General features: G+C 69.2%; 19 protein-coding genes and 2 pseudogenes. 12 read left to right on the top strand and 9 right to left on the bottom strand.

What is annotated here, in order from left to right:
- Both IDM40_RS21780 and IDM40_RS21775 read right to left on the bottom strand, forming a co-directional pair.
- Window positions 1-421, bottom strand: a pseudogene (locus IDM40_RS21780) (DUF222 domain-containing protein); the annotation flags it as partial.
- A gap of 984 nt (window positions 422-1,405) precedes the next feature.
- A complete protein-coding gene (locus IDM40_RS21775; protein ID WP_193123887.1) occupies window positions 1,406-2,446 on the bottom strand; it encodes a glutathione S-transferase family protein in 1,041 nt (346 codons plus the stop codon).
- Between the two features lie 414 nt (window positions 2,447-2,860).
- Between IDM40_RS21775 and IDM40_RS21770 the strand changes: the two genes are divergently transcribed.
- Window positions 2,861-4,240, top strand: coding sequence for an FAD-dependent oxidoreductase (locus tag IDM40_RS21770; protein ID WP_193123886.1), 1,380 nt, complete (start codon window positions 2,861-2,863; stop codon window positions 4,238-4,240).
- 93 nt (window positions 4,241-4,333) lie between these two features.
- Here the strand turns inward: IDM40_RS21770 and IDM40_RS21765 are convergent, their stop codons facing one another.
- Complete coding sequence (locus IDM40_RS21765; RefSeq protein ID WP_193123885.1) at window positions 4,334-4,522, bottom strand: hypothetical protein; 189 nt, start codon at window positions 4,520-4,522, stop codon at window positions 4,334-4,336.
- Window positions 4,523-6,362: 1,840 nt separating this feature from the next.
- Between IDM40_RS21765 and IDM40_RS21755 the strand changes: the two genes are divergently transcribed.
- The 4 genes and pseudogenes from IDM40_RS21755 to IDM40_RS21740 all read left to right on the top strand — a co-directional run bounded on the left by IDM40_RS21755 (window position 6,363) and on the right by IDM40_RS21740 (window position 8,067).
- A complete protein-coding gene (locus IDM40_RS21755; protein ID WP_193123884.1) occupies window positions 6,363-7,196 on the top strand; it encodes a helix-turn-helix domain-containing protein in 834 nt (277 codons plus the stop codon).
- Window positions 7,197-7,205: 9 nt separating this feature from the next.
- Entirely contained in the window at window positions 7,206-7,397 is a 192-nt protein-coding gene (locus IDM40_RS21750; RefSeq protein ID WP_193123883.1) for a DUF397 domain-containing protein, read from the top strand.
- Between the two features lie 106 nt (window positions 7,398-7,503).
- Window positions 7,504-7,614 (top strand): annotated as a pseudogene (locus IDM40_RS28880) (hypothetical protein); the annotation flags it as partial.
- Window positions 7,615-7,866: 252 nt separating this feature from the next.
- Window positions 7,867-8,067, top strand: coding sequence for a DUF397 domain-containing protein (locus tag IDM40_RS21740; RefSeq protein ID WP_193123882.1), 201 nt, complete (start codon window positions 7,867-7,869; stop codon window positions 8,065-8,067).
- Between the two features lie 66 nt (window positions 8,068-8,133).
- On the opposite strand, the gene IDM40_RS28875 is transcribed toward IDM40_RS21740, so the two are convergent.
- The gene (locus IDM40_RS28875) at window positions 8,134-9,522 is read right to left on the bottom strand and encodes an HNH endonuclease (protein ID WP_216631131.1); all 1,389 of its coding nucleotides are present in this window, start codon (window positions 9,520-9,522) and stop codon (window positions 8,134-8,136) included.
- A gap of 335 nt (window positions 9,523-9,857) precedes the next feature.
- Here IDM40_RS28875 and IDM40_RS21730 point away from each other — a divergent pair, with 335 nt between their 5' ends.
- A complete protein-coding gene (locus IDM40_RS21730) occupies window positions 9,858-11,381 on the top strand; it encodes a serine/threonine-protein kinase (protein ID WP_193123881.1) in 1,524 nt (507 codons plus the stop codon).
- Between the two features lie 54 nt (window positions 11,382-11,435).
- On the opposite strand, the gene IDM40_RS21725 is transcribed toward IDM40_RS21730, so the two are convergent.
- The gene (locus IDM40_RS21725) at window positions 11,436-12,044 is read right to left on the bottom strand and encodes a CueP family metal-binding protein (RefSeq protein ID WP_193123880.1); all 609 of its coding nucleotides are present in this window, start codon (window positions 12,042-12,044) and stop codon (window positions 11,436-11,438) included.
- A 203-nt stretch (window positions 12,045-12,247) separates the two neighbouring features.
- Between IDM40_RS21725 and IDM40_RS21720 the strand changes: the two genes are divergently transcribed.
- Complete coding sequence (locus IDM40_RS21720; protein WP_193123879.1) at window positions 12,248-13,336, top strand: Rv2578c family radical SAM protein; 1,089 nt, start codon at window positions 12,248-12,250, stop codon at window positions 13,334-13,336.
- Between the two features lie 55 nt (window positions 13,337-13,391).
- Here IDM40_RS21720 and IDM40_RS21715 read toward each other — a convergent pair whose 3' ends face one another.
- Entirely contained in the window at window positions 13,392-14,189 is a 798-nt protein-coding gene (locus IDM40_RS21715; protein WP_193123878.1) for a class I SAM-dependent methyltransferase, read from the bottom strand.
- 522 nt (window positions 14,190-14,711) lie between these two features.
- On the opposite strand from IDM40_RS21715, the gene IDM40_RS21710 reads away from it, so the two are divergent.
- Genes IDM40_RS21710 through IDM40_RS21700 form a run of 3 tightly spaced genes read left to right on the top strand, consistent with a single transcriptional unit; the run spans window position 14,712 to window position 18,008 of the window.
- Window positions 14,712-15,554: a nitrilase-related carbon-nitrogen hydrolase gene (locus IDM40_RS21710; RefSeq protein WP_193123877.1), complete on the top strand. Its 843-nt coding sequence runs from the start codon at window positions 14,712-14,714 to the stop codon at window positions 15,552-15,554.
- A gap of 9 nt (window positions 15,555-15,563) precedes the next feature.
- On the top strand, window positions 15,564-16,970 hold the full coding sequence (gene hydA / locus IDM40_RS21705; protein ID WP_193123876.1) for a dihydropyrimidinase: 1,407 nt from the start codon (window positions 15,564-15,566) through the stop codon (window positions 16,968-16,970).
- A gap of 12 nt (window positions 16,971-16,982) precedes the next feature.
- A complete protein-coding gene (locus IDM40_RS21700; RefSeq protein WP_193123875.1) occupies window positions 16,983-18,008 on the top strand; it encodes a TIGR03842 family LLM class F420-dependent oxidoreductase in 1,026 nt (341 codons plus the stop codon).
- Between the two features lie 112 nt (window positions 18,009-18,120).
- On the opposite strand, the gene IDM40_RS21695 is transcribed toward IDM40_RS21700, so the two are convergent.
- Both IDM40_RS21695 and IDM40_RS21690 read right to left on the bottom strand, forming a co-directional pair.
- Window positions 18,121-18,723, bottom strand: coding sequence for a response regulator transcription factor (locus tag IDM40_RS21695; RefSeq protein ID WP_193123874.1), 603 nt, complete (start codon window positions 18,721-18,723; stop codon window positions 18,121-18,123).
- A complete protein-coding gene (locus IDM40_RS21690) occupies window positions 18,720-19,853 on the bottom strand; it encodes a sensor histidine kinase (protein WP_193123873.1) in 1,134 nt (377 codons plus the stop codon). The genes IDM40_RS21695 and IDM40_RS21690 overlap by 4 nt, the downstream gene beginning before the upstream one ends.
- 158 nt (window positions 19,854-20,011) lie before the next feature.
- Here IDM40_RS21690 and IDM40_RS21685 point away from each other — a divergent pair, with 158 nt between their 5' ends.
- The gene (locus tag IDM40_RS21685) at window positions 20,012-21,280 is read left to right on the top strand and encodes a DUF418 domain-containing protein (protein WP_235997812.1); all 1,269 of its coding nucleotides are present in this window, start codon (window positions 20,012-20,014) and stop codon (window positions 21,278-21,280) included.
- A gap of 42 nt (window positions 21,281-21,322) precedes the next feature.
- Here IDM40_RS21685 and IDM40_RS21680 read toward each other — a convergent pair whose 3' ends face one another.
- Window positions 21,323-22,477 (bottom strand): sensor histidine kinase, encoded by a 1,155-nt coding sequence (locus IDM40_RS21680; protein ID WP_193123871.1) that lies wholly within the window; start codon window positions 22,475-22,477, stop codon window positions 21,323-21,325.
- Between the two features lie 275 nt (window positions 22,478-22,752).
- Here IDM40_RS21680 and IDM40_RS21675 point away from each other — a divergent pair, with 275 nt between their 5' ends.
- Window positions 22,753-23,856 (top strand): GTP-binding protein, encoded by a 1,104-nt coding sequence (locus IDM40_RS21675; RefSeq protein WP_193123870.1) that lies wholly within the window; start codon window positions 22,753-22,755, stop codon window positions 23,854-23,856.

Genomic DNA, 23,856 nt, shown 5'->3' with positions numbered 1-23,856 from the left:
CCCCGGCGGCCACCGCGGCGGCCTCGCCCACGGTCAGGGTGCCTGCGTCGATCGCCTGGCCGGTTTCGGGGATGGTGCCGTGGTGCAGGTTGCGGGCCAGATACATCAACCGCTCGGCCTCGTTGGGGCCGATCCCCCAGGCGTGGGTCACATACGCCTTGACGGTTTTCTCCCCGCCCTCGGCCAGCAATTCACCCGAGGCCTCCATCTGCGCCAACGGCGCGAGCATGGAAAAGGTGAGCTTATCGATCTGTTCACGCACCGCCTTCATGCGCTCCAGAACGGTTCCGGCCGCACCGAAAGGCACACCCCCGGACAGAGTCTGGATGAACACCGCCACCGCGGCCATCAGCGCGGACACGGCCGGGTCCGGGCCGGTGCCCGGGGCCGAGTGCGCGTGTCCGGTGGTGTCGTTCGCCATAATCCAACAATACGCCCCGGGACCAGAAAGCGGTAGTTACCCAAAGGAAACAGAACCCTTACCCATAACGGCCACGAGGCCACCACCCACGCGCATTTCCGGTCGCCCGCATTCTTCGCAAAAATGGTCCTGTGGATAACTCCGCGGGGTGCTTTTTCTCGGTTATTCTGGGGGGTTCGGGGATCTTGCTACTGGAGCAGGGTTCAGCGCTGAGGTCTGCTCTGGTAGCAAGATCCTCGGCGGGAGGATCCCGCACACCTGCCGCCCCTGGGACTCAATGCGCGGCCGGGAGTGCGCGGGGCGTCGGAGGATCCCGCACACCCGCCACCCCCGACACCCAATGCCCTGCCGGGGGTGCGCGGGGCTCGCCTGTGCCGTTGCCTTCGCAGGAGCGAGCAGCCGTGCACACGCCGCAAGCGTTGGTCGCAATGGGGTCACCACAGGGGGATGGACGTACCCACCGTTCTTTTGGGCTGCCAGGGGGCCTCGGGGGAGCGGGTGGTTCGTCGATGCGGGTCGGGACAGCCCGGCGAACAGGCCCGGAGCGCACACCCCGAGGCGCCGCGATCAACCACGCACAACGCCGACACATCCACTCCGCCCCCGGAAATCAGGGGTGGCGCCGACGCGGGTTGCGCGCAGGGCCGGCCGGGCTATCGTCCCCGACCCCGACGAACCACCACCCCCGAGGCAACACCACAGAACACCAGACCTCCTCACCGAGGGAAGCCCCACGCGCTACGCACCACCGCACCCACGCACCCACGCGCTCCAACACGCCCCGCCAAGGTTCTCCGAAACCGCTGGCATCACCTCAACGGCCTACACAAGAAACAGAAGATCCGAGCAGTCACACTCGGATGCAGCCGCACACCATCGCACAGAACATGAGGGGCCAGGCAGCGAGCTACCTGCCCCCACCACCGCCCCTCCACCCCACGAGCCGAACGATCCGACCAAGCCGACCGAGCCCAGATGACCGGCTCAGGGCCCCACCGGCCGGTACTCCCCCGGCTCCGGAACCCGCTCCCCCGCCGGCACAGGCCCCGGCGCAGTCCCTCCCCCGAACGGCGACCCGCCCAGCGCCTCGCGCCCGTGCGGGGTCAGCCACTGGCGCGGGTCAGGCCCCCGGGCCACGATCCGGGTCGGGTTGATGCCCTCGTGCACCCAGTAGTAGTGCACGCGGATGTGGTCGAACTGCGTCGTGTCCCCGAACCCGGGCGTCTGGAACAGGTCCCGCGCGTACGCCCACAGCGCCGGGTACTCGATGAGCTTGCGGATGTTGCACTTGAAGTGGCCGTGGTAGGCGGCGTCGAACCGCACCAGGGTCACGAACAGCCGGATGTCGGCCATCGTGATGTGGTCGCCGACCAGATACCGCCGGTCGGTGAGGCGTTCCTCCATCTCGTCCAAGCGGGCGAAGAGCCGGTCGACGGCGCGGTCGTAGCGTTCCTGGTCTGGGGCGAAGCCGGACCGGTAGACGCCGTTGTTGACGTCGCGGTACACGCCCGCTCCGATCTCCTCGATCTCGTCGCGCAGGGGTTCGGGGTACAGGTCCGGCGCGCCCTCCCGGGTGAGACCGCCCCATTCGGTGGCCATGTCCAGGGCGAAGCGGTCGTAGTCGTTGCTGACCAGGTGGCCGCTGGGCACGTCGACCAGCCCCGGAACGCTCACACCGCCGTCGTACTCGGGGTCGCGCGCCAGGTAGGCCTCGCGCAGCGCGTGGATGCCCAGCACCGGGTCGCGGTCGCCTGGGCTGCCGGTCTCCTCGGTGAAAACCCAGTGCGGGTCGCCGTCGATGATCTCCTGCTTGGGGTCGGTGACCGCGAGGGAGATGGTGTCCTCGAGACCCATGAGGCGGCGGGTGATGACCGTGCGGTGCGCCCAGGGGCAGGCGCGGTTGATGACGAGGCGGTAGCGGCCGGGTTCCGCGGTGCGGCCGTAGCGTCCGTCGGCGGTGACCCGGTCGTCGAACGCCGCGGGTTCGCGCTTGATCTCCTCGGTCGGAATCCGGTTGGCACGCACGGTCGTCCCCTTCCTTCACGCCTTCGCGGTCCCCCGCGTTCGGGGGCGGCTGTCGGTGGTTCGCTGCGGTGGATCGCTGGATCGCTCGTTCGCTGCCGGTGGTCCTGCCCCGCGCACCGGCGTTTGTCACCGGCGACGGGTGGTTCGGTGGACGGGCGTTCGGCGTCGGGGATGCCCCTGCCGTCCGGGGGTTTGCGTCCGGCCACGCTCCGGATGGTCCACATGGTCCGGAGACCCGAGAAGCCCCGGAGGCCCGGATAGGTGAAGGCGTCGCGGGAAGAACGGCAGTACCGGAGTATCGGAGTATCGGAGTACCGGCCCTGGCCCGGATCGAGGCGGGGCCTTCCGGACCGCACCGATCCCACCGGCGGCACCGGCTGCACCGGCGACGCCCTCGTCCGTGGAGGAACTGCGATGAGCACCGCGACGAACACCGACACCACCTGCGTGATCGTGGGCGGTGGCCCCGCCGGGATGATCGCCGGCCTCCTGCTCGCGCGGGCGGGGGTGGAGGTGACCGTGCTGGAGAAGCACGCCGACTTCCTCCGTGACTTCCGCGGGGACACCGTGCACCCGTCCACCCTGCGCCTGCTCGACGAGCTCGGCCTCGGGCCGCGCTTCGAGTCGTTGCCGCAGAGTCGGCTGGACCGGGTGTCGTTCCCCATCAACGACGGCACCGACAGCGGCTCGGACGACGGCACCGACGGGGGCACCGACGGCGATTCGGTGACCATCGCCGACTTCTCCTACCTGCGGGTCCCGCACCCCTACATCGCGATGGTGCCGCAGTGGGACCTGCTCGATCTGATCGCCGATGCCGCCCGCGAGGAACCCACGTTCACGCTGCGCATGAACACGCGCGCCATCGGGCTGCTGCACGAGGACGGGCGTGTGGTCGGGGTGGAGCACACGGGGCCCGATGGTCCCGGCCGGATCCGGGCCGACCTCACCTTGGCGTGCGACGGGCGCGGGTCCCTGTTGCGGAACCTGAGCGGGCTGCGGCGCAAGGAGTTCCCGGCCGAGATCGACGCGTGGTGGTTCCGGTTGCCCGGGACGGCCCCGCAGAACACCGCGCTGACGCCCCGGGCCGGCGCCGGGCGCTTCATGGTCGTCTTCCCGCGCGAGGGGTACCTGCAGATCGCCTACATCGGGCCCAAGGGGACCGACGCCGAGCTGCGCGAGCGCGGCATCGCTGCGTTCCGGGAGGACATCGCCGAACTCGCGCCGGAGTTCGCCGACCGCACTGAGTCCCTGCGTTCCATGGACGAGGTCAAGCACCTGGACGTGCGCGTGGACCGCCTGCGCCCGTGGCACACGGACGGTCTGCTGTGCATCGGGGACGCCGCGCACGCGATGTCGCCGGTCGGTGGGGTGGGCATCAACCTCGCCGTGCAGGACGCTGTTGCGGCTGCGACCCTGCTCGCTGCGCCTCTGCGGCGTGGATCGCCCTCACCCGAGCAGTTGGCCCGGGTCCGCCGCCGTCGGCTGCCCCCGACGGTGGTGGTGCAGGCGTTGCAGCGCTTGATCCACCGGAACGTGGTCACGCCGATCCTCGAGGGCCGGCGGGCGGGGCCGCCCAAGCCGATCATCGCGGCGCTGCGCCGGTTCCCGGGGCTCACGCGCTTCCCTGCGTATCTCATCGGGATCGGTCTGCGCCCCGAGCACGCGCCCGCGTTCGCGCGGAGGGCCCCGCAGAATCCGCAGGACCCGCGGGGCCCGCGGCCGGTCTCGGGCTCATCGGGCCCGTCGGGTTCCCCGGATGACCCGGGTTCCGCGGATCCCGCCCACCCCTGACCCGGCTGCTTCAGGCTCAGTGTCCGGAGGCCCGTTTCCGGCCTCCGGCGGCCCATGTCCGGTTTCCGGTTTCCAGATTCCGGGCCACGAGCCTTACTCTCGGCAGCCGTTGCCGCCGCCGTTCCCGCCGCCCTTCCCACTGCCGATCGAGCCACCGCCCATCTGCCGCGCGTTCTTCCGGTTCTCCTCGCGAATGCGGTCGACCTCGTCGGCGAACGCCTGTTCCTCGGAGGTCAGGGGGAGGTCGGCTGCGGGGTCGTCAGCGCTGTAGGTGCGGACCATGAGTGCTCCTCGTACTGCGTTCGTGGCGATGTGTGGCGATGTGCCCTCGTGGCGTTGGGGAGGTCCGGCTGTGGTGTGGTGGCGGCTGGGCGCTGAAGCGCTGTGGCGCGGCTGGGTGGACCCCGGTGTCTGGGGAGAGCAAGGGGTGCGCGTCCCGGCCGCGCCGGTCTTGGAGGTTGCATCCGGATCTGACACCTGGGTTCGGGCCCGGATACGGTTTCGGGCTCGACCCCGCATCCGGGTCGGGGTTCGCGCCAAGAAGTCAACGCGGAACCAAAGCAACCTCAAAGCGCTGGATGCAACCGACCGGGTCCACGACGTACTGGCGGCGTGCCTGCGGCGCACCTGTCGCGGTGGCGGACCCGAGCCGGACGTAAATCCGACCCGACTCCGACTGACTCGGACCCGGCTCGGACCTGAGCCCGGCCTGAGCCCGACCCTCGTGCGACCTTCGCTCGACCTGCGGCGTCAGGTCGCGATGGGTCCGCCGATCTGACGTCCGGGGTTGCGTAGCCTTCGTTCGAGGTCGTCGGGTGTGCGTTCCATGAGGGTCGGGGTGACGCCGTTGATGCGTGCGGTGGCCATCCACCAGTTGGGGGTGCGCCAGATACACCAGTGGTGGCCGTAGGTACGCCGGAGGTAGGCCAGGTCCGGATCAAGATGCGGGTCCGGAGCCAGAGCCAGATCCGGATCCGAGCCCGGCTCCAGACCCGATTCCGGGTCAGGGGGCAGAGCCCCATCGGGCGCAGCTTCCGAGGCCGGATCCGGCCTCGCTCCCGGGCCCAGCTTCGAGTTCGAGCTCGTGGGAGGGGTGGAGGCGTTCATTCACATCGCCTCCCCGGTGGGCGCACCACTGGCGGACGTGTCGTGGCTGGAAGCGTCGCCCGCAAGCGGTCCGCTAGCGGGCTGATCGCTCGCGAGTGGACCGCTTTCCGGAACGCTCCGCTCGAACGTGTCGCCTACGAGCAAGTTCTGAACGAACTGGTGCAGGGCGACTTTCGCGAGGCGGGCGAGGTCTTGGGGTTGGAAGGCGTAGCACCGTACGCGCTGTGCGCGCCTGGTGCGCACAGCGTTCTTGGCGCGCGAAGCGCGCACCGCACGTGGCGTAGGCATCGCAGGCGCCGCGGAGGCCATAGGCCTCGTAGGCGTTTCAGGCATCGCCGGTACCGGAGCCACCGCCTGTGCAGCACGTGCCGCGCGTACTGCATCCACCGACCGAGCCGAACTGGTCGAACGCGTGGAACCCACCGCATGGGTAGAGCGGGTGGAATCCGCCTGCGGCGTCGAGGAGGACTCGAAGGGATCGCAGGACCAACGCGCCCCGTCATCACCGTGAGGCGTGTAGACCCCGTAGGACTCGAAGGACTCGTAGTCCCCGTAAGGGCTGAAAGCCCTGTGGCCCGCGTAGACCCCACGGCCCGGCCGGTCCCCGATGGTCGGCCAGGTCGGCACGGCCGCCGCAGCCGACGTGGCCGACAAGGTCGGCGACGGAGACTCAGACGAGGGCGACCAGCTTGCCGACGTCAGCGAAGTCGGCCACGACGTGGTCGCCCCGCGCCGCGGGTGCCATCGGCTCCGTGGGTTCCGTGAGTGCCGTCGGTTCCGTCGGTCGCGCTCCATAGCGCACACCTCCAGGGAGGAAGCCGGAGAGAGGTCCGGCGAGATCAGGTGGGACCAGTCTCACCCTGAAGCTTCAGGTTTTCAAGCTTTCACAGAAAGTTGCTTCATGGAGGTCAGCTTCAGCAGTGACGTCTTCATGACAGGAACTTCATAGATGACTGATTCGCGTAGTGCTGCGCACGGCCATAGCATCCGAGGTGCGGAGATCCAGGGAGGCGAGATGCCTGACACGCGACGATCCATTCGACGCCGCCGGCTGTCGGCTGAGCTGAAGGACGCTCGGACCGAGGCCGGTTTGACGATCGAAGAAGTCGCGGATGCGACCGAGTGGTCGATGGGCAAGATCAGCAACATCGAGACCGGTGTGCGACTGAAGCCCACGGTCATGGAGATCCGTGGGCTCCTCGACGTGTACGGCGTCGAGGACGAGCGCCGCCGCGAAGCGATCCTGAACCTGACCCGGCAGGCCCGAGAGCTGGGCTGGTGGTCCAAGTACGGCGACGTTTTCACGGACGACTTCGTCGCGTTCGAGGGCGAAGCCAACAGGATTCGAACCTATGAGCTCGCCCGAGTGCCTGGGCTTTTGCAGACTCCGCGGTACGTCGAGAGCGTCATGCGGGCTGCCCTGCTCCAGAGTCCACCCGACATCGAACGCTCCATCGAAACCCGCCGCCAGCGGCAACAGATGCTCACCTCGCCCGATGGGCCGGAGCTGTGGGCCGTCATCGATGAGGCCGCTCTCCTACGCATCCAGCGCGAGGACGTACTCAAGGAACAGGTGGAGCACCTCATTGAGGTCGCCGAAGCGGACAACACCGTGACGCTTCAGGTTCTACCTTTCGCCTCCGGCATGCATGCTGGCCTGAACGGGCCGTTCGTGATCTTGGACTTCGCACCTGGAGTCAGGTCGGTGGTCTACCTGGAGACAGACACAGACGGTTTGTATCTCGAAGATGGCGAGGAGCTCGACCGCTACACGCGACTCTTCGACCATGTCCGTGCTTCGGCACGCTACCCTGAAGCGTCGCTTCAGATCCTGAAGAACCTGATCTAGGAACAGCCGATGAACCTTTTCCCGCCTGACAGCCTCGCCTTTCGTAAGTCGAGCTACAGCGAGCGCAACAACTGCGTCGAGGTCGCCGACCTCCCCGGTGGTTCGGCGGTTCGGGACTCGCAGAACCCGGCTGCCGGGCACCTGGAGGTTCCCGCCTCGGAGTGGCGCGCGCTGCTCGCCGGCGTGCGCTCCGCCAAGTAGCGCATAAGAAGAAGGGCGTCGAAGCAACCCCAGCTCCGGCGCCCTTCAGCTTTTCCCGGAAAGCCCTGGCCTCGAATGCGGGTCACGATCGTGGCCAGCTGTGGCTATGCCATCCCCTTCCAACAACGGGCAAGTGGTCGGCATAGTTGGACTGATCTTCCGCAAGTCCCTCTACAGCGGGCGAGGCGACAACTGCGGGGAGGTAGCCTGCGCTCCGGACCGCTCCGCCGTCCGTGACGCCCAGAACCGCGAGGAGCCACCTCTCGTTCAGCTCGTCGGAGTAGGGCGCGTTGCTCGACACCATCCGGGACTGGCGCATCGGCCAAGCCCCCGTCACGCCGACGGAGGTTTCCCTCCTACATCCATGAGTCATGCTCGCCCGCCCAGGATCGCCGCCGCAGAGGCAGGACAAGGCCATTGGCCAAAGCCGATCACCAACGAGACGTCTGCACCTGGGTATGTGGCAGGCATGAGCGAACTGACCTTCCGCAAGTCGAGCTACAGCGACCGCAGCGACTGCGTCGCCTTCGCTGACACACAAGGCAGCGCCGTCATCCGCGACTCCCAACACCCCGACCGCGAACACCTACCCTTCACCGCCACAGAGTGGATCGCCTTCCTCCGCACAGCGAATCCGTCGGACACAGGTAGCTCAGGCAGCGTCCTCTGATCGTCGCGGAGGACCTGCCACGCATTCCTTAGAACACAAATCCCCTGCAATTAAAACAGTAATGCCTTACCAGGAGATCATTTCCTGATGTTTCTTCCAGGCCTCGCAGATGAGCTCCTGGCGGAGATCATCCCGATTCTCACCCCTAGTTTTCAACGCATGACAATTCGGACACAGCGCGATCATGTTGACCGGAAGGTCTTTGCCCCCTTGGGCAAGCTCACGGACATGATCGACCTCAAGAACCGGCTCCCCGTTAACCGCAAGCTCATCGGAATGCCCGATGCAATTCGGACTCTCGCACCGCCCCCCACTTCGCTGCATGACAGCCTTACGAGCTGACGGCGACCTGAAGTAGTCCTGAATCTTCCTTGTCGTCGAGCTCGCCCTCCTGACCCTTTCAGCCTCTGCAGCGCGAGAGCTAAGGAACGCGTAACTCTTCGTCACCTCCTCGAGCCCCACCTCCAGCTCACCCTGACCCAGACTCTCTACATCTTCACCCTCCAGTTCTCGGGTTTCATCGTAGAATTTGGCCAAGTCATCATCCAAAGCATCACGAACAGGTGAGGGCCAGCTTTCGACATCAGGTGACGGAACGGGTGCAAGTACCCAGACATACTCCTTGCGCGGCTTGTCGTCATCTCCAATGCCCCACTGACGCCGACGCTGAACGATGACTGCCCAGGTCTCGAACCGGTACCCTCTATTCTGATCCCCTCGCCAAAAGCGCACGGGGGTTCGCTGCTCCTGACACTCTGCCATTTTCCGGTTTCCGGCAACGAGTTTCTGGTCGCCGTAAAGGCCGTCCCCGATGTAGGCGATCCACCCGGTACTCTGAATCACCTTGTCCGCATACGGACTTGAGGTCTTCGAGATCGCTGAAACATACCCATCATTGAAGCGAGTAATTCCGTGCTGATTGTTTCCTCCATACTCTGCAACAATACCTTTTCTCCTGAAGAACCAGTCTCCAGTTTTTGGTAGCATCGATGAGTAGAGCCGCCCCCGCGTGTAATCCTCAAGAGCCAGCTTCCCAAGGAACCCTTCCGACGCCCCAGGGAAGAACCTCGTGATTACTGCACTCACAACCGATGCAGACCACTGAGGTTCGGTGTCGAAGAAGTCCGAATAATCGGGCGCAAGCCGCACCACATCGACAAGATCGCCGGCCGCATCCGCGGGTATAGACGCTTCCCACACACCAGATTCCAAGAGCCGGTCGATTGTTTCATCTGCAGCCTTCTTGCCATCAGTAGAAATTTGAAAGGAATCCAAGATCGCAGACAGATCATCTGAGGCTTCAGATCGCGACGGAGCGACCTTGCCTTGCTTCACCTTCTGACCCACCGACCAAAGGAAGCCAACCGAAAATTGGAGGTCTCTTTTAGAGGGCCCAGACTTTCTTTCCTTGGCCAGGTTCAGCTGCTTCATCAAGGCCCGGGCTGTATTGCTCACTCAAAATCCTTCTCCAAGGGGGAGAGCCAGGAGGGGAACCCGGCTCATCAGCCACAAAGGCTACATGCTTTCCTAGACCCCTTTAAAGGCCTTTGCCTGAAGGATTTGATGCACAGATAATTCTGAACACACGTACGAATCATTCAACTACTCTGTGCTGCCCAACACGAGTCCGCAGCTACCGGAGGCCCGAGTCACACCCCCGGGGGCGGTACCGTCGAGATCGTGTGTTACCGGAACGAGACAGGACAGACCGGATACGCACGCGGGCGGCGCCCGCACACGACAGTGACCGCGACAGTGACCGTCCCGCGACCCGACCACCGGAGGCCCCAGTGAGCTCCCCCTCTCCCCTGCGTGAGACCGACCCGCGCCGCGTCGGCGGCTTCGTCCTGACGGGACGGATCGGAACCGGGGGCCAGGGCACCGTTTACCTGGCCGAGGGCCCGGACGGAGCTCCGGTGGCCGTCAAGACCCTGAACAGCGAGGTCGTGGACGACCCGGGGATGCGGCAGCGGTTCGTGCGCGAGGCGCAGGCCGCGCGGCAGGTCGCGTCGTTCTGCACGGCGGCAGTCCTGGCCGTGGACTTCGATGCGCGGCCGCCCTACATCGTCAGCGAGTACGTGGACGGTCCGACGCTCCAGGACCACGTGGCCGCACGCGGCCCGATGGGCGGCGGCGAGCTGGGCCGCCTCGCAGTGGCCACAGCTACGGCACTGGTGGCGATCCACGAGGCGGGGATCGTGCACCGCGACCTCAAGCCCGGGAACGTCCTGCTGGGCGGCGACGGTGCCCGGGTCATCGACTTCGGGATCGCGCAGAACACTCTGGGCTCCGCGACGATGACCAACTCACCGATCGGTACGCCGGCGTTCATGGCGCCGGAGCAGATCGCGCATGGGCGCGCGACGGCGGCCTCGGACGTCTTCTCCTGGGGCGCGGTCATCGCCTACGCAGCAACGGGCAGCTCCCCGTTCGAGGGCACGACGGTGCACAACGTGCTCCACAACGTCGTCAACGTCGAACCGGACCTGCAGAGGGTGCCGGAACCGCTGCGTTCGATGGTGGCCGGCGCGCTGGCCAAGGACCCGGCGCAGCGCCCGGGTCCGGTGGACGTGCTCATGACGCTCCTGGGCCGCCAGGGCGGCCCCTCCGACGCGGGCACCCTGGTGCAGGCCGCACACGCCGCACAGGCGACGATGGTCGACCCGAACGCGGCGCAGCAGCCGGGCGCGACCGCAGCGGCACCGAAGAAGCGCTCGGGTGCGCGCGGGTGGCTGATCGGCGCCGGGGCCGTGGTCGCGGGGGCCGCACTGTTCCTGGCGGGCCTGTCGCTGGGCGGCGGCCTGGACGGTCTGACCAACGACCCCGGGAACACTCAGGTCGGTAGCGACCAATCGGCCGCGGGCGACCCGGGCGAGGAAGGCCAGGGGCAGGCGGAACCGTCGGAAGAGCCCGATGAGCCCGCATCCGGGGACCGCGAGCTCGACCCTGCCGAAGGCGTTCCCCGCTTCTCCCAGGCCCACGAGGGCGACTGGGAGGGCGTCGCCGACAATGGCGCCCTCGTGGAGCTGCAGACCCAGGAGGGCGACCAGACGGGCCAGCTCGACATCGACCACGAGGACTGCGACACCGACCTCAACCTGAGCGGGTCGACCGACCGCGGGTACAACGGGGTGGTCTCGTTCGAATCGACGGATTCGGATGCGGACCAGTGCCTGCTCACGCAGCCGGGAACCGTGGACGAGCAGGTCGCGGTGATCGTCGACGGCGACACGATGGCGATCGACTTCTTCGAGCAGGGCGACGCCGGCGGCGAGCCGGTGACCACGCTCAGCCTGGCCCGCACCGACGACTGATCGGGACGATCCGAACGTGGCCCGGCCGCCCGTAAGGTGACCGCGCGGCCGGTGTTACCCCAGTTCCAGTGTGGTCAGGCAGGTGGGGTCGTCCTCGCCCGTGGAGACCTGCGTGCTGCCGCTGTACTCGTCGTGCTCGACCGTGACGGTGGCGTCGATGCCGCTGGGCAGCCAGTACCCGGCGAACCCGTTGTCGAAGGTCTGCACGGTCTCCTCCACCAGGACGCTGTCGTCCGCGTCGTCGGTGATCGTCACGTCGATCTCCTCGTCGCGCAGCTCCCCCAGGCACGTGGTGAGGCTGTGGAAGAAGCACTCGTGCGTGTGATCCACGTAGGGCGCCATCGACAGGTAGAAGCGGTCATCGGGCAGGTCGAGCTCGGCCTCCTGGCCGCCTTCCGGTCCCCCTGAGGCGTCGGAGAGCACGAGGGAGCCGGGCTGCACCGAGGCCATGAGGTCGGTGGGCCGTTCCTCCACCGGCATGGCGTCGAGGCGGTCGACGATCTCCTCGGGGTCGAGGCCGTCGAGCCCGTGCTCGGCGAGCAGGTCCTCCGCCGAGGCGGCCCCCTGGTCGGTGGGCACGTTGCCCTCGGGTTCGGGGACGCTGCAGGCGCTGAGGGCGAGGGCGGCGGCTGTGGCGACGGCGGCCGGTGCCGTGAACTTCATGGGGATGTCCTGTTCCGTGCGTGGCGTCGTCGACGGTCGGGGCGTCGACCGCGGCCAGGTTATACCGGGTGTGGGTATCTCCCTCAGCGCCCCCGGGAAAGTGGGACCACCACCGAGGACCCACCCCGCTCCGCGCACCCGCCCCGATCCTCTGCCCACAGGCCGCCCTGGACACCTGATCGAAAACATGTTCGAATATGGCCATGCGCTGGGAGAACCTCCGTGAGGACACCGACGGGACCGGTCAGCAGACCCTGTTCGAGGCCCCACCCCCGCCCGAGCGCGGCACCGGCCGCGCGGGGCTGAGGGCTCCGGGCCCCGGACCCGTGGAGTCCGGCGACGACGGCGCCCCGGTGGCGGTGGAGATCCGGGCGCGCTCGATCCTCAACAAGGTGCCGGGCGAGGACCCCATGTTCCGGTGGACCCTCAACCCGTACCGCGGGTGCGCCCACGCGTGTGTGTACTGCTTCGCCCGGCGCACGCACGAGTACCTCGACCTCGACAGCGGCCGCGACTTCGACACCCGCATCATGGTCAAGGTCAACGCCGGGGAACTGCTGCGCGCCGAGCTGGCGAGCCCGGGCTGGGCGGGCGAGCCGGTGGCCATGGGCACCAACACCGACCCCTACCAGCGGGCGGAGGGCCACTACCGGCTCATGCCGCAGATCATCGGGGCGCTGAAGGACGCCGCCAACCCGTTCTCACTGCTCACCAAGGGCCGCCTCGTCCTGCGCGACCTCGACCTCATCGAGGAGGCCTCCCGCGTGACCGACGTGGGTCTGGCGGTCTCGGTCGGGTCGGTGGACGAGGCGGTGTGGCGGAAGGTGGAACCGGGAACGCCGAGCCCGCGCGCACGCCTGGACGTGGTGCGCCGGTTCGCCGAGCGGGGGCTGAGCTGTTCGGTGCTGATGGCGCCGATCCTGCCCGGGCTCACCGATTCCGCGGAGCAGATCGAGGAGACCGTCGCGGCGATCGCCGAGGCCGGGGCGGCGCGCCTCACCCCGATCGTGCTGCACCTGCGCCCGGGCGCCCGCGAGTGGTACCGGTCGTGGCTGCAGCGCGAGTACCCGCACCTGGTACCGCTCTACCGGGAGCTCTACGGGCGCGGGTCCTACGCGCCCAAGGCCTACAGCGACGCCGTGGTGGCCGCGGTGCACGAGGCCGCCGCGCGCCACGGGCTGAACGGGCCGGCCGCGCACCGGCCCCGCAGAAACGGCCCCCGCGCCTCGACCGACCGACAGGCCCCGGACGCACCGCAGCGCCCGGTCCAGCAGCTCTCCCTCGGCTTCTGACGCGGCCGCGCGCCGCTCCCCTCGCCCGCCCCGCCCTTCCCCGTGTGTCCCGGCGTCAGTCGCCGAGACCGTGCCGGGGCACGGTGATGCGCATCTTGGACTGCCCGTGCGGCAGCTCCTCCCAGTCCTCCATGAACTCCGCGTGCAGGCCGTGCTTCTGCGCCAGGGCGACGAGCGTCTCGGTGCGGTAGTAGAAGTCCTCGCGCAGCACGTGGTGCTCGTTGCCCTCGGTGCGGTCGAAGGTGAAGTCGAAGAACCCGCCCGGCGCCAGGATCCGCTCCACGTGGCCCAGCGCCTCGTCGATGACCTCGATCGGCGAGTGCGAGAAGACGCTGTGGGCGTGCACGACGTCGAAGTGGTTGCGCGGCAGGAAGTCGAAGGTCAGGTCGTGCGTGAGCGTCAGGTGGGGGAGCTTGTCCTGCAGCCCGCGCTCGGCCAGCACCTTCTTCGCGGAGATGAGGATGTCCGGCGAGATGTCGATGCCGTAGTAGTCGCCGGAATCGAGGTAGTCGATGAACCGCCACCCGGCGCGCAGGTTGCCGCAGCCGATGTCGAGCATGCGCTGGCCGGGCTTGAGGCCGTGCTCCTCGACGAGGTAGTCGAACTGCATCTGCCCCAGGGCCAGCCAGCGCTTCTCGTTGTGGCTGCCGACAGCCTTGCGGGGGTCACGCGCCGCGTCGGAGGCCATCACGGCGCGGTAGTAGGCGACGTGGTCGCGGTGGGTGAGCCGCAGTTTGAGGTCGCGGGCGGAACGGCGCAGGAACGGGCCGATCCGTTCCGGGTGTCGGATCGCGTAGCGGACACGGTGCCCCAGAGAGGAACGATCCGCGGTGAGTGAGGTTCGCTTCGGCATCGGTGCTTCGTTGCCTTCTCGGTCGGTCGCCCAGGCGCCGTGACGCTCCGGGTAGCGGGAACACGTCACGTCCGCGGGCCGGGTGCGCGGGGGGCCGCACCGTCGCGGACGGGGACCCAGGGTCTCACGCGCACGCGCTCGTGTGGGTCGGGGACGCGGACTGTTTCCCGCGCCGACACCGGCCGTGCCTGGCGCCGAGACGCCGGCGTGATCGCGGCCCGAACAGAACCCCCCGTGGTTCAGGGCCCGGAATCCCCGTGTGTGGAGATCCATGAAACCACTTTCCCATTCGGTGTCAAAACCTGTCGGTTCCCCCGAACCCGAGCACCGGTAAACAGGACACCGGGTACCAAGCAGGCCTATTCACGTGGACCGGAAACGCCGCCGCAACAACCCCGCTCGGATGTCGGGCATTGACCCTCCGTCCCCCGTTCCCTACAGTTCGGCGGCACGCGCACCGCCTACTCACCCAGCGTTCTGAGCCGCCTCACCGGGCGGCGCTCTTCGAGGAACGAGGCAAGCATGCCGCACAACGTCCGTGCAGCACTCGTCCAGACCGAATGGACCGGCGACACCGAATCCGTGCTCGCGGCCCACGAAAAATATGCGCGGGACGCAGCCGCCCAGGGAGCCCAGGTCATCGGCTTCCAGGAAGTGTTCAACGCCCCGTATTTCTGCCAGGTCCAGGACCCGGAACACCACAAGTGGGCCGAACCGGTCCCCGACGGCCCCACCATCACCCGCTTTTCCGCCTTGGCCCGTGAACTGGGCCTGGTCATGGTGCTTCCGGTCTTCGAGGTCGAGGGCCCCGGTTTCTACTACAACACCGCCGCGGTGATCGACGCCGACGGAACCTACCTCGGCAAGTACCGCAAGCACCACATTCCGCAGGTCAAGGGGTTCTGGGAGAAGTTCTACTTCCGTCCCGGGAACCTGGGATGGCCGGTCTTCGACACCGCGGTCGGGCGCATCGGCGTCTACATCTGCTACGACCGCCACTTCCCGGAGGGCTGGCGGGCCCTGGGGTTGGCCGGCGCGCAGCTGGTCTACAACCCCTCCGCGACCCACCGCGGGCTCTCCTCGTACCTGTGGAAGCTCGAACAGCCCGCCGCCGCGGTCGCCAACGCCTACTACATCGCGGCGATCAACCGTGTGGGTGTGGAGGAGTACGGCGACAACGACTTCTACGGCACCAGCTACTTCGTGGACCCGCGGGGCCAGTTCGTGGGCGACGTCGCCTCCGACACCTCCCCCGAACTGGTGGTGCGCGACCTCGACCTCGGCATGGTCGACGAGGTGAGGCAGCAGTGGGCCTTCTACCGCGACCGCCGCCCCGACGCCTACGGCCCCCTCGTCGAAGGTTAGGAGATCCCCATGACACGCACCCTCATCACCGGCGGGCTGGTCGTGACCGCGGCCGAGGAGACCGAGGCCGACGTCCTGATCGAGGACGAGAAGGTCGTCGCCCTCGCCCTGCGCGGCAGCGACGAGGCCCAGGCCTGGGCGCGCAGCGGCGCGAGAACCATCGACGCGACCGGCCACTACGTCGTCCCGGGCGGGGTGGACCCCCACACGCACATGGAGATGCCGTTCGGCGGCACCTACGCCTCCGACACCTTCGAGACCGGGACCCGCGCCGCCGCCTGGGGCGGGACCACCACCATCGTCGACTTCGCCATCCAGCGCCCGGGTGAATCGGTCCGGGCCGGGGTGGAGACGTGGATGGGCAAGGCCGACGGCAACTGCGCCGTCGACTACTCCTTCCACTCGATCCTGTCCGACGTCAACGAGTCCTCCCTGAAGGAGATGGACACGCTCGTCGACGAGGGCATCACCTCCTTCAAGCTGTTCATGGCCTACCCGGGTGTCTTCTACAGCGACGACGGGCAGATCCTGCGGGCCATGCAGCGCGGCGCCTCCAACGGTGCGCTGACGATGATGCACGCCGAGAACGGGATCGCCATCGACGTGCTGGTCGAGCAGGCGCTGGCCGAGGGGCGCACCGATCCGCGGTACCACGGCGAGGTCCGCAAGGCGCTGTTGGAGTCGGAGGCCACCCACCGGGCCATCCAGCTCGCCCGGGTGGCGGGTTCCCCGTTGTACGTGGTGCACGTGTCGGCGCAGGAGGCCGTGGAGGAGCTCGCGCGCGCCCGCGGCAAGGGCCTGAACGTGTTCGGCGAGACCTGCCCGCAGTACCTCTTCCTGGACGTGGACAACCTGGCCGAGCCGGACTTCGGCGGCGCCAAGTACGTGTGCTCGACCCCGCTGCGCCCCAAGGAGCACCAGGAACACCTGTGGCGGGCGCTGCGCACCAACGACCTGTCCGTGGTCTCCACCGACCACTGCCCGTTCTGTTTCACGGGGCAGAAGGACCTCGGCAAGGGCGACTTCTCCAAGATCCCCAACGGCATGCCGGGGGTGGAGAACCGCATGGACCTGCTGCACCAGGCGGTGGTGGAGGGGCGCATCAACCGGAGGCGGTGGATCGAGATCGCCTGCGCGACCCCCTCGCGCATGTTCGGCCTCTACCCGAAGAAGGGCACGATCGCCCCGGGCGCCGACGCCGACCTGGTGGTCTACGACCCGTCGGCACGGCACACGATCTCCGCCGAGACCCACCACATGAACGTGGACTACTCGGCCTACGAGGGCATCGGGGTGACCGGCAAGGCGCGCACGGTGCTCTCGCGCGGCCGTGTGGTGATCGACGACGACACCTATCTGGGCGCGGCCGGGCACGGCCGGTTCGTGCCCAGGTCCACCTGTCAGTACCTGGTCTGAGGAGGCCCCCACGTGGACATCGGACTCGTCCTGCAGACCGACCCTCCCGCCGACACCCTGGTGGAGCGCATGGTGGCCGCCGAGCGACACGGGTTCACCCACGGGTGGACCTTCGACTCGGTGGTGCTGTGGCAGGAACCCTTCGTCATCTACAGCCGCATCCTCGAACGCACCCGGCGCCTGCGTGTGGGGCCGATGGTGACCAACCCCAGTACCCGCAGTTGGGAGGTCACGGCGTCGCTGTTCGCCACCCTCAACGACATGTTCGGCAACCGGACGGTGTGCGGCATCGGCCGGGGCGACTCGGCGATGCGGGTGGCGGGGCGCAAGCCGGCCACGCTCGCCCGGTTGGGTGCGGCGATGGCGGCGATCAAGGACCTCGCCGAGGGCCGGGAGGCCGACGTCGAGGGCGCGAGCATGCACCTGCCGTGGGTGCGTGGCGGGCAACTGCCGGTGTGGATGGGCGCCTACGGGCCCAAGGCCCTGGACCTGGTGGGGCGGCGGGCCGACGGGTTCATCCTGCAGCTGGCCGACCCTTACCTGACCGAGTGGATGGTCCGGGCGGTGCGGGCGGCGGCGGTCTCGGAGGGTCGTGACCCCGACGAGGTGACGATCTGTGTGGCCGCACCGGCCTACGTCACCGACGGTTCCCAGCGGGCCCGGGACCACGCGCGCGAGCAGTGCCGCTGGTTCGGCGGGATGGTCGGCAACCACGTCGCCGACCTGGTGGAGCGTTACGGCGACACCTCGGACGCGGTGCCCCAGGAACTGACCGACTACATCCGGGCCCGGCAGGGTTACGACTACAGCCACCACGGGCGGGTGGACAACCCGGACACCGAGTTCGTTCCGGACTCGATCGTGGACCGGTTCTGCCTGATAGGTACACCCGAGGAGCACGTGGCGAAGCTGGAGCGGCTGCGCGCGGCCGGGGTGGACCAGTTCGCGGTGTACGCGATGCACGACGACGTCGACGGGGTCATCGAGTCCTACGGCCGGGACGTGATCCCCGCCGTGGCGGGCGGTGACCCGGCCTGACGGCGTGATCGGGGCCGGCGGGGTGGCCCGCCGCCCCTTCAGCGGGGATCTTGCTACCGGAGCCGGTATCAGCGTCGAATGTGGCGCTGGTAGCAAGATCCCCGATCGGGGTTCAGAGCCAGTCGTGCTCGCGGGCGTGGCGGGCGGCCTCGTGCCGGTTGCGGCTCTGGGTCTTGCCCATGGCGTTGGACAGGTAGTTGCGCACGGTGCCCTCGGCCAGGTGCAGGCGCGCGGCGATCTCGGCGACCGAGTACCCGTGCCCGGTCTCGCGCAGCACGTCGAGCTCGCGGTCGGTGAGCGGGCAGTCGTCGATGATGGCCAGTGCGGACACGTCCGGATCGATCCACCGCCGCCCCTCGTGCAGGGTCGCGATGACCGAGGCGATGTGGGAGGGGTCGGCGGACTTGCTGACGAACCCCTGCACGCCGAGTTCGAGGGCACGGCGCAGAACCCCGGGCCGGGCGTGGCGGGTGAGCATGAGCACGACCTGGTAGGGCCGCTCGCGGCGCAACCGGGCCAGCGCGGCCAGGCCGTCGGTGCCGGGCATCTCCAGGTCGATGACGAGCACGTCGGGGCGGTGTTCGAGTGCGGCGCGCACGGCCCCGTCGCCCTCCTCGGCCTCGGCGAGCACCGTGATGTCGCCCTCCAGGGGCAGCAGTGAGGCCAGTGCGGTGCGCAGCAGGGCCTCGTCGTCGGCCAGGACCACGGTGGTCATCGCTCGTCCTTCCGTGTGTCGGGGGCGGTGTCGGGGTGGGGCAGTGAAGCAGCGGTGCGGAACCGGGTTCCGTCCTGTTCCACCGCCAGTTCTCCCCCGTGGGCGGCCAGCCGGTCGCGCAGGCCCGCCAGGCCGCTGAGGTGGGGCGGCCCCTCGCCGCGGGCGCCGTCGTTGGCCACGGTCAGGGCGCCGCCGTCGAGGGTGACCCAGACCTGGGCGGCGTCGCTGTGGCGCAGGATGTTGGTGGTGGTCTCGCGCAGGACCTGGCCGAGCAGCGCGTCGGTTCCGGGGGCCGGCTCGGCCCCGCGTTCGACGTGCACCGCGATGCCCGCGGCCTCGAGCAGGTTCTTGGCGTTCTCCAACTCCGCGGCCAGGTTGAGGCTGCGCTGTGCGTGGGCGAGCTCCTTGGTCTCGGTGATGGTGTCGCCGACCAGCGTGTGCACCTCGTCGAGTTCGTGTTCGACGCGTGCCAGGTCGCTGTGCAGGAGCTTGCGGGCCAGGGCGACCTTGAGCTTGACCACGTGCAGGGTGTGGCCCTGGATGTCGTGCAGGTCGCCGGCGAAGCGCACCCGCTCGCGCATGACGGCCACTTCGGCCTCGTGCCTGCGGGCCCGGTCGAGCTCGGTGATCAGCTCCTGTACCCCCTGGGCCAGGATCGCCATGGCGATCCCCGCGACCGCCACACACACCGTCGCGAACACGTAGAGGGCGGACGTGGGCAGGCTCTCCGCCGAGAGGACCGGTTTCAGCACGAGAACCGCCACGACAACGGCAGCGAGTCCCGCGCAGAGCGCCCGTCGTCTTTCGGCGGATTCGGAAACGACCAAGGTGGCCACGACTGCGAACCCGAACGCGGCGGCAGTGGTCTCGAAGGCGAGGGCACCCGCGGCCCACACGGCCGCGGTCAGAACCAGCCCCGGAAGGGCCACGGTCGTGAACCGGCCCCTACCCCAGAAACTGACGACCAGCAGCGTCGCGGCCAGCCCGGCCCCCATGAGAACGGTATCGGGCCAACCCTGGGCCTGGGACACGATCAGCAGCACCCCGATGGCGGTGACCGATGCGGAGACGATCTCCAGACTGAGTCTGCGCAGCCGTCCCTGCGCCTCGTCGGTCAGCTCGGACGCCATACACACTCTTCCCCTGTTGTTCGCACCGTCCCAGTCTCCTCGGCGGCACCCGGCCCCACCAGTGACACCACGTCACGGATGGGAGCACGCACGTGTCACAGGGATCAGGTGACGCGGCCGCACTGCCGGGCGGGGCCGGTGCGGGCGAGGCTTGCCGCATGATCTCCGAACCGGCCCTGCAGGCCCCGGTGCGTTCGACACCGGTCACCGAACGCGTACTCGCCCCCGACCTCGCCCGCGGCATGATGCTGCTGCTCATCGCACTGGCGCACGTTCCGTGGTTCATCTACGACGTGCCCGTGGGCATGATGCTGCACCCGGACGGGGGTTCGGTCGCCGACCGGGTCGCCCAGGCCCTGACCCTGATCGTGGTGGACGCGCGCACCCACACGATGTTCGCCTTCCTGTTCGCCTACGGCATCGGGCAGATGTACGCCCGGCAGGTGGAGCGCGGAACCTCCCCGGAGCAGGTGCGCCGGTACCTGCGGCGCCGCCACCTGTGGATGCTGGCGTTCGGCGCCGTGCACGGGGTGCTGCTGTGGCAGGGCGACATCCTGGGCGCCTACGGGCTCATGGCGCTGCTACTGGTGCCGCTGTTCTTCGGCCGCCGTGACCGCACGCTGCGGATCTGGACGGGGGTTCTGCTGGGCGTGGGTGCGCTGTCGGTCGCGGCCTCGGCGCTCGTGGCCCGTCTCGTGCCGGCCGACCCCGCCGCTTCGGCCCCCGGCGCCGAGACGCTGCAGCGGTTGAGCATCGCCGAGCCGGACTACCTGCTCTCGGCGCTGTTCCGCCTTCCGGCCTGGTTCCTCACCACGACGCAGGGTGTGCTGACGCTGGCCCTGCCCACGGCCTTCCTGATCGGTCTGCTGGCCGCGCGGCACCGGGTGTTGGAGGAGCCTTCCCGCCACCTGCCTCTGCTGCGCCGGGTCGCGGTGTGGGGCATCGCGGCCGGGTGGGCGGCCGGGGCGGGCCTGGCCCTGCAGCACCTGGGGGTGTTCGGCCCCGAGACCGTGGCACTGGTCAACGGGCTGCACTTCTACACGGGCATCTTCGCGGGGGTCGGTTACGCCGCTCTGTTCGGCCTGATCGCCCACCGGATCTCGGTGCGCGGACGCCGGGACACGTTCCCGGTGCGGGCGGTGGTGGCCCTGGGACGGCGGTCGCTGAGCGGCTACCTGGCGCAGTCGCTGGTCCTCCCGCCGCTGCTGGCCGCGTGGGGGCTGGGTCTGGGGACGTCCCTGTCGAGCTGGTCGGCGGTGCTGGTGGCGGTGGCGACGTGGTCGGCGACCGTGGCCGCAGCGTCGGCGATGGACCGGGCCGGGGTGCGCGGTCCGGCCGAGACGCTGCTGCGCCGGCTGACCTACGGCCGGGCCGCGCGGGGCTCCGACGCGACGCCCAATACGGCCGCGAAGGGGACCGGGCGCTGAGGCCCGCCGGTGGTCCCCGTCGCCGGCCGGGGCCACGACCGGTCAGCGGTGGTCGGCCCGGGCCGTGGGTACGGTGCCGCTGTCGGGGGCGGGCACGGTCGCGACGGTACGGAACCAGGAACCGTCCTGCTCCACCGCCAGCTCTCCCCCGTGGCCGACCAGGCGCTCACGCAGCACACCGAGCCCGCTGAGCGCGGGCAGGCGCCCGTCGCCCCCCGCACCGTCGTTGACCACCGACACTCCGTCCCAGGTGAGTGTGATCCTGACCTGTTCGGCCCCGGTGTGGCTCAGGATGTTGGTGGTGGCCTCCCGCAGGACCTCGCCGAGCAGTGCGCTCGCGCTGGTGTCGACCCCGTCCGCGCGGCCGACCTGCACGTGGATACCGGCGGACTCCAGGCGGTTCTTGGCGTTCTCCAGCTCAGCGGCGAGGTGGAGGCGCCGCTGGGCGTGCACGAGCCCCTTGGTCTCGATGCTGTTCGCCCCGATCAGGGTGCGCACCCCGTCCAGTTCTCGCCGCACCCGGTCCAGGTCGCTGTGCAGGTGTTCCTCGGCCAGGTCGACCTTGCCTTCGACCGCGTTCAGGGTCCGGTCCTGGGCCTGGTGCAGGTCGCCGCTGTACCGCACCTGCTCGCGCAGGAGGGCCAGCTCCGAATCGCGGCGCCGCCCCCGGTCCAGACGCCCGACGAGATCCTTGACCGCGCGGGCCAGGACCGCCACGGTCACTCCGGCGAACGCCACACCCAGGGACAGGCAGACGAACAGGGCGATGTCCCCGAACGTCTGCCCCTCCGACCCGGGCACGACCGGTTTCACGGCGAGCACCGTGAGGGCGACGGCGGCGGCCCCGGTGAGCAGGACCCCGCGCCCGCGTGGCAGCTCGAAGGCGATGAGCGTGGCCGCGACCGCGAACCCGTAGGCGCTCGTGGGCGCATCGAACCCGAGCGCGCCGAGCACCCACACGGCCGCGGTGAAGCCCAGGGCGGGGATCGCGGCGCGGGAGAAGCGGCCCGCGTTCCACTCGAGGAGGAGCAGCAGGGTCACGGCCAGGCTGGAGAACAGCAGGAGGGTCTCCCCCCAGTGCGCGGCGTCGACCGCGATCAACACCGCCCCGGCGACCCCGAAGGCGCTCCAGACGATGTTCATGTCGAGCCCCTGTCCCTCCTCGGCCTGTGCCTCCTCGGTCGGTTCGGACGTCATACGCACCTCTCCTTCGTTCGTGGCACGGCCCACAGTCTCCTCCTTCGGGCTCCCGCCCCTCGGTGCAGGACCGTCATGGCTTTCCGGATCTCCATGGCCTGCGATCCGGGCAGAGCCGCCCCGGTTCGCCCGTGACGGCACCGATCGTGTGGGCGCACCCGAGGGGTCCTCCCCGCCCCGGCCCGGTGTTCCGAGCACCGCCCCGGCGTGGTTAGACTTGGGAACGGTTTTCATTTTCATTCTGGAGGGGTCTCCCCTCGGGAAGGAGCGCCCCCATGCGCATCGCCCTCGTCACCGGCCTGCACGGGCTCGCACGGCACGAAGCCGTGCAGTCCCTGCTGTCGTCGCAGCCGCGGTCCCTCGCCGTCCACCACGACCTCGCCCACATCGGCCAGGGCACCGTCCACCGCCTCACCCAGGACGCCGCCGGCCACCAGGAGACCGAACCCGTCCACCTCGACCACGCCTGCGCCTCCTGCACCCTGCGCGAGGACCTGATCCCCTTCCTCCTGCGCACCGCCGCCACCGGCGACCACGACCTGTGCGTGGTCGAGGCCTGGAACAGCGTCGAACCCCAGCTCATCGCCGAGTCGATCGCCGCGCAGGACGAACTCCGCCTCACCGCCGTGGTCACCGCCGTGGACGCCGCCCGCCTCACCGCCGACCTCGGCACCCACGACGAACTCGCCGACCGCGGCCTCGACATCGCCCAGGACGACCACCGCACCGTCACCGAGGTCCTCACCCGCCAGCTCGAGTACCCCGGCCGCATCGCCCTGCGCGGCGAACCCACCCCCCACGCCCGCGCCCTGCTCACCCAGCTCAACCCCGCCGCCGACACCGCGCCCACGGACGCCGCCGCCGACGGATGGTTCGATGCCGAGTTCGACACCGAAGCCGCGCACGCACGCCTCAACCCCGCCTGGGCCCGCTACACCGGCCACACCGACGAGCACGGGGTCAGCACGGTGGTCTGGGACCGCGACCGGCCCCTGCACCCCGAACGCCTCGCCGAGGCCCTGGAGGAGCTGGCCGCCCGCACCCTGCGCGGCCGCGGGCGTTTCTGGCTCGCCAGCAAGCCCGACAACGTCATGCTCTGGGAGTCCCACCAGGACCTGCTCATGGTCGAGAACGGCGGCCCCTGGCTGGACGCGCTCCCCGAGGCCGCCATGGACCTGGTCTCCCCCGGACGCCGCGACGCCGCCCACCGCGACTGGAACCCCGTGCACGGAGACCGCCGCCAGCACCTGTCCTTCACCGGGGTGGGCATGGACGCCCTCGCCCTGGTGGAGCTCCTCGACTCCTGCCTGCTCACCGACGACGAGACCGGCCAGGACGAGTTCCACAACGACCCCTTCGCCACGTTCACGGAGCGCTGA

It is taken from the genome of Nocardiopsis coralli (genome assembly GCF_014892575.1).
GTDB lineage: Bacteria > Actinomycetota > Actinomycetes > Streptosporangiales > Streptosporangiaceae > Nocardiopsis > Nocardiopsis coralli.
Note: the sequence above shows the minus strand (reverse complement) of the source record. Positions and strands in the feature narration are given on the sequence as shown.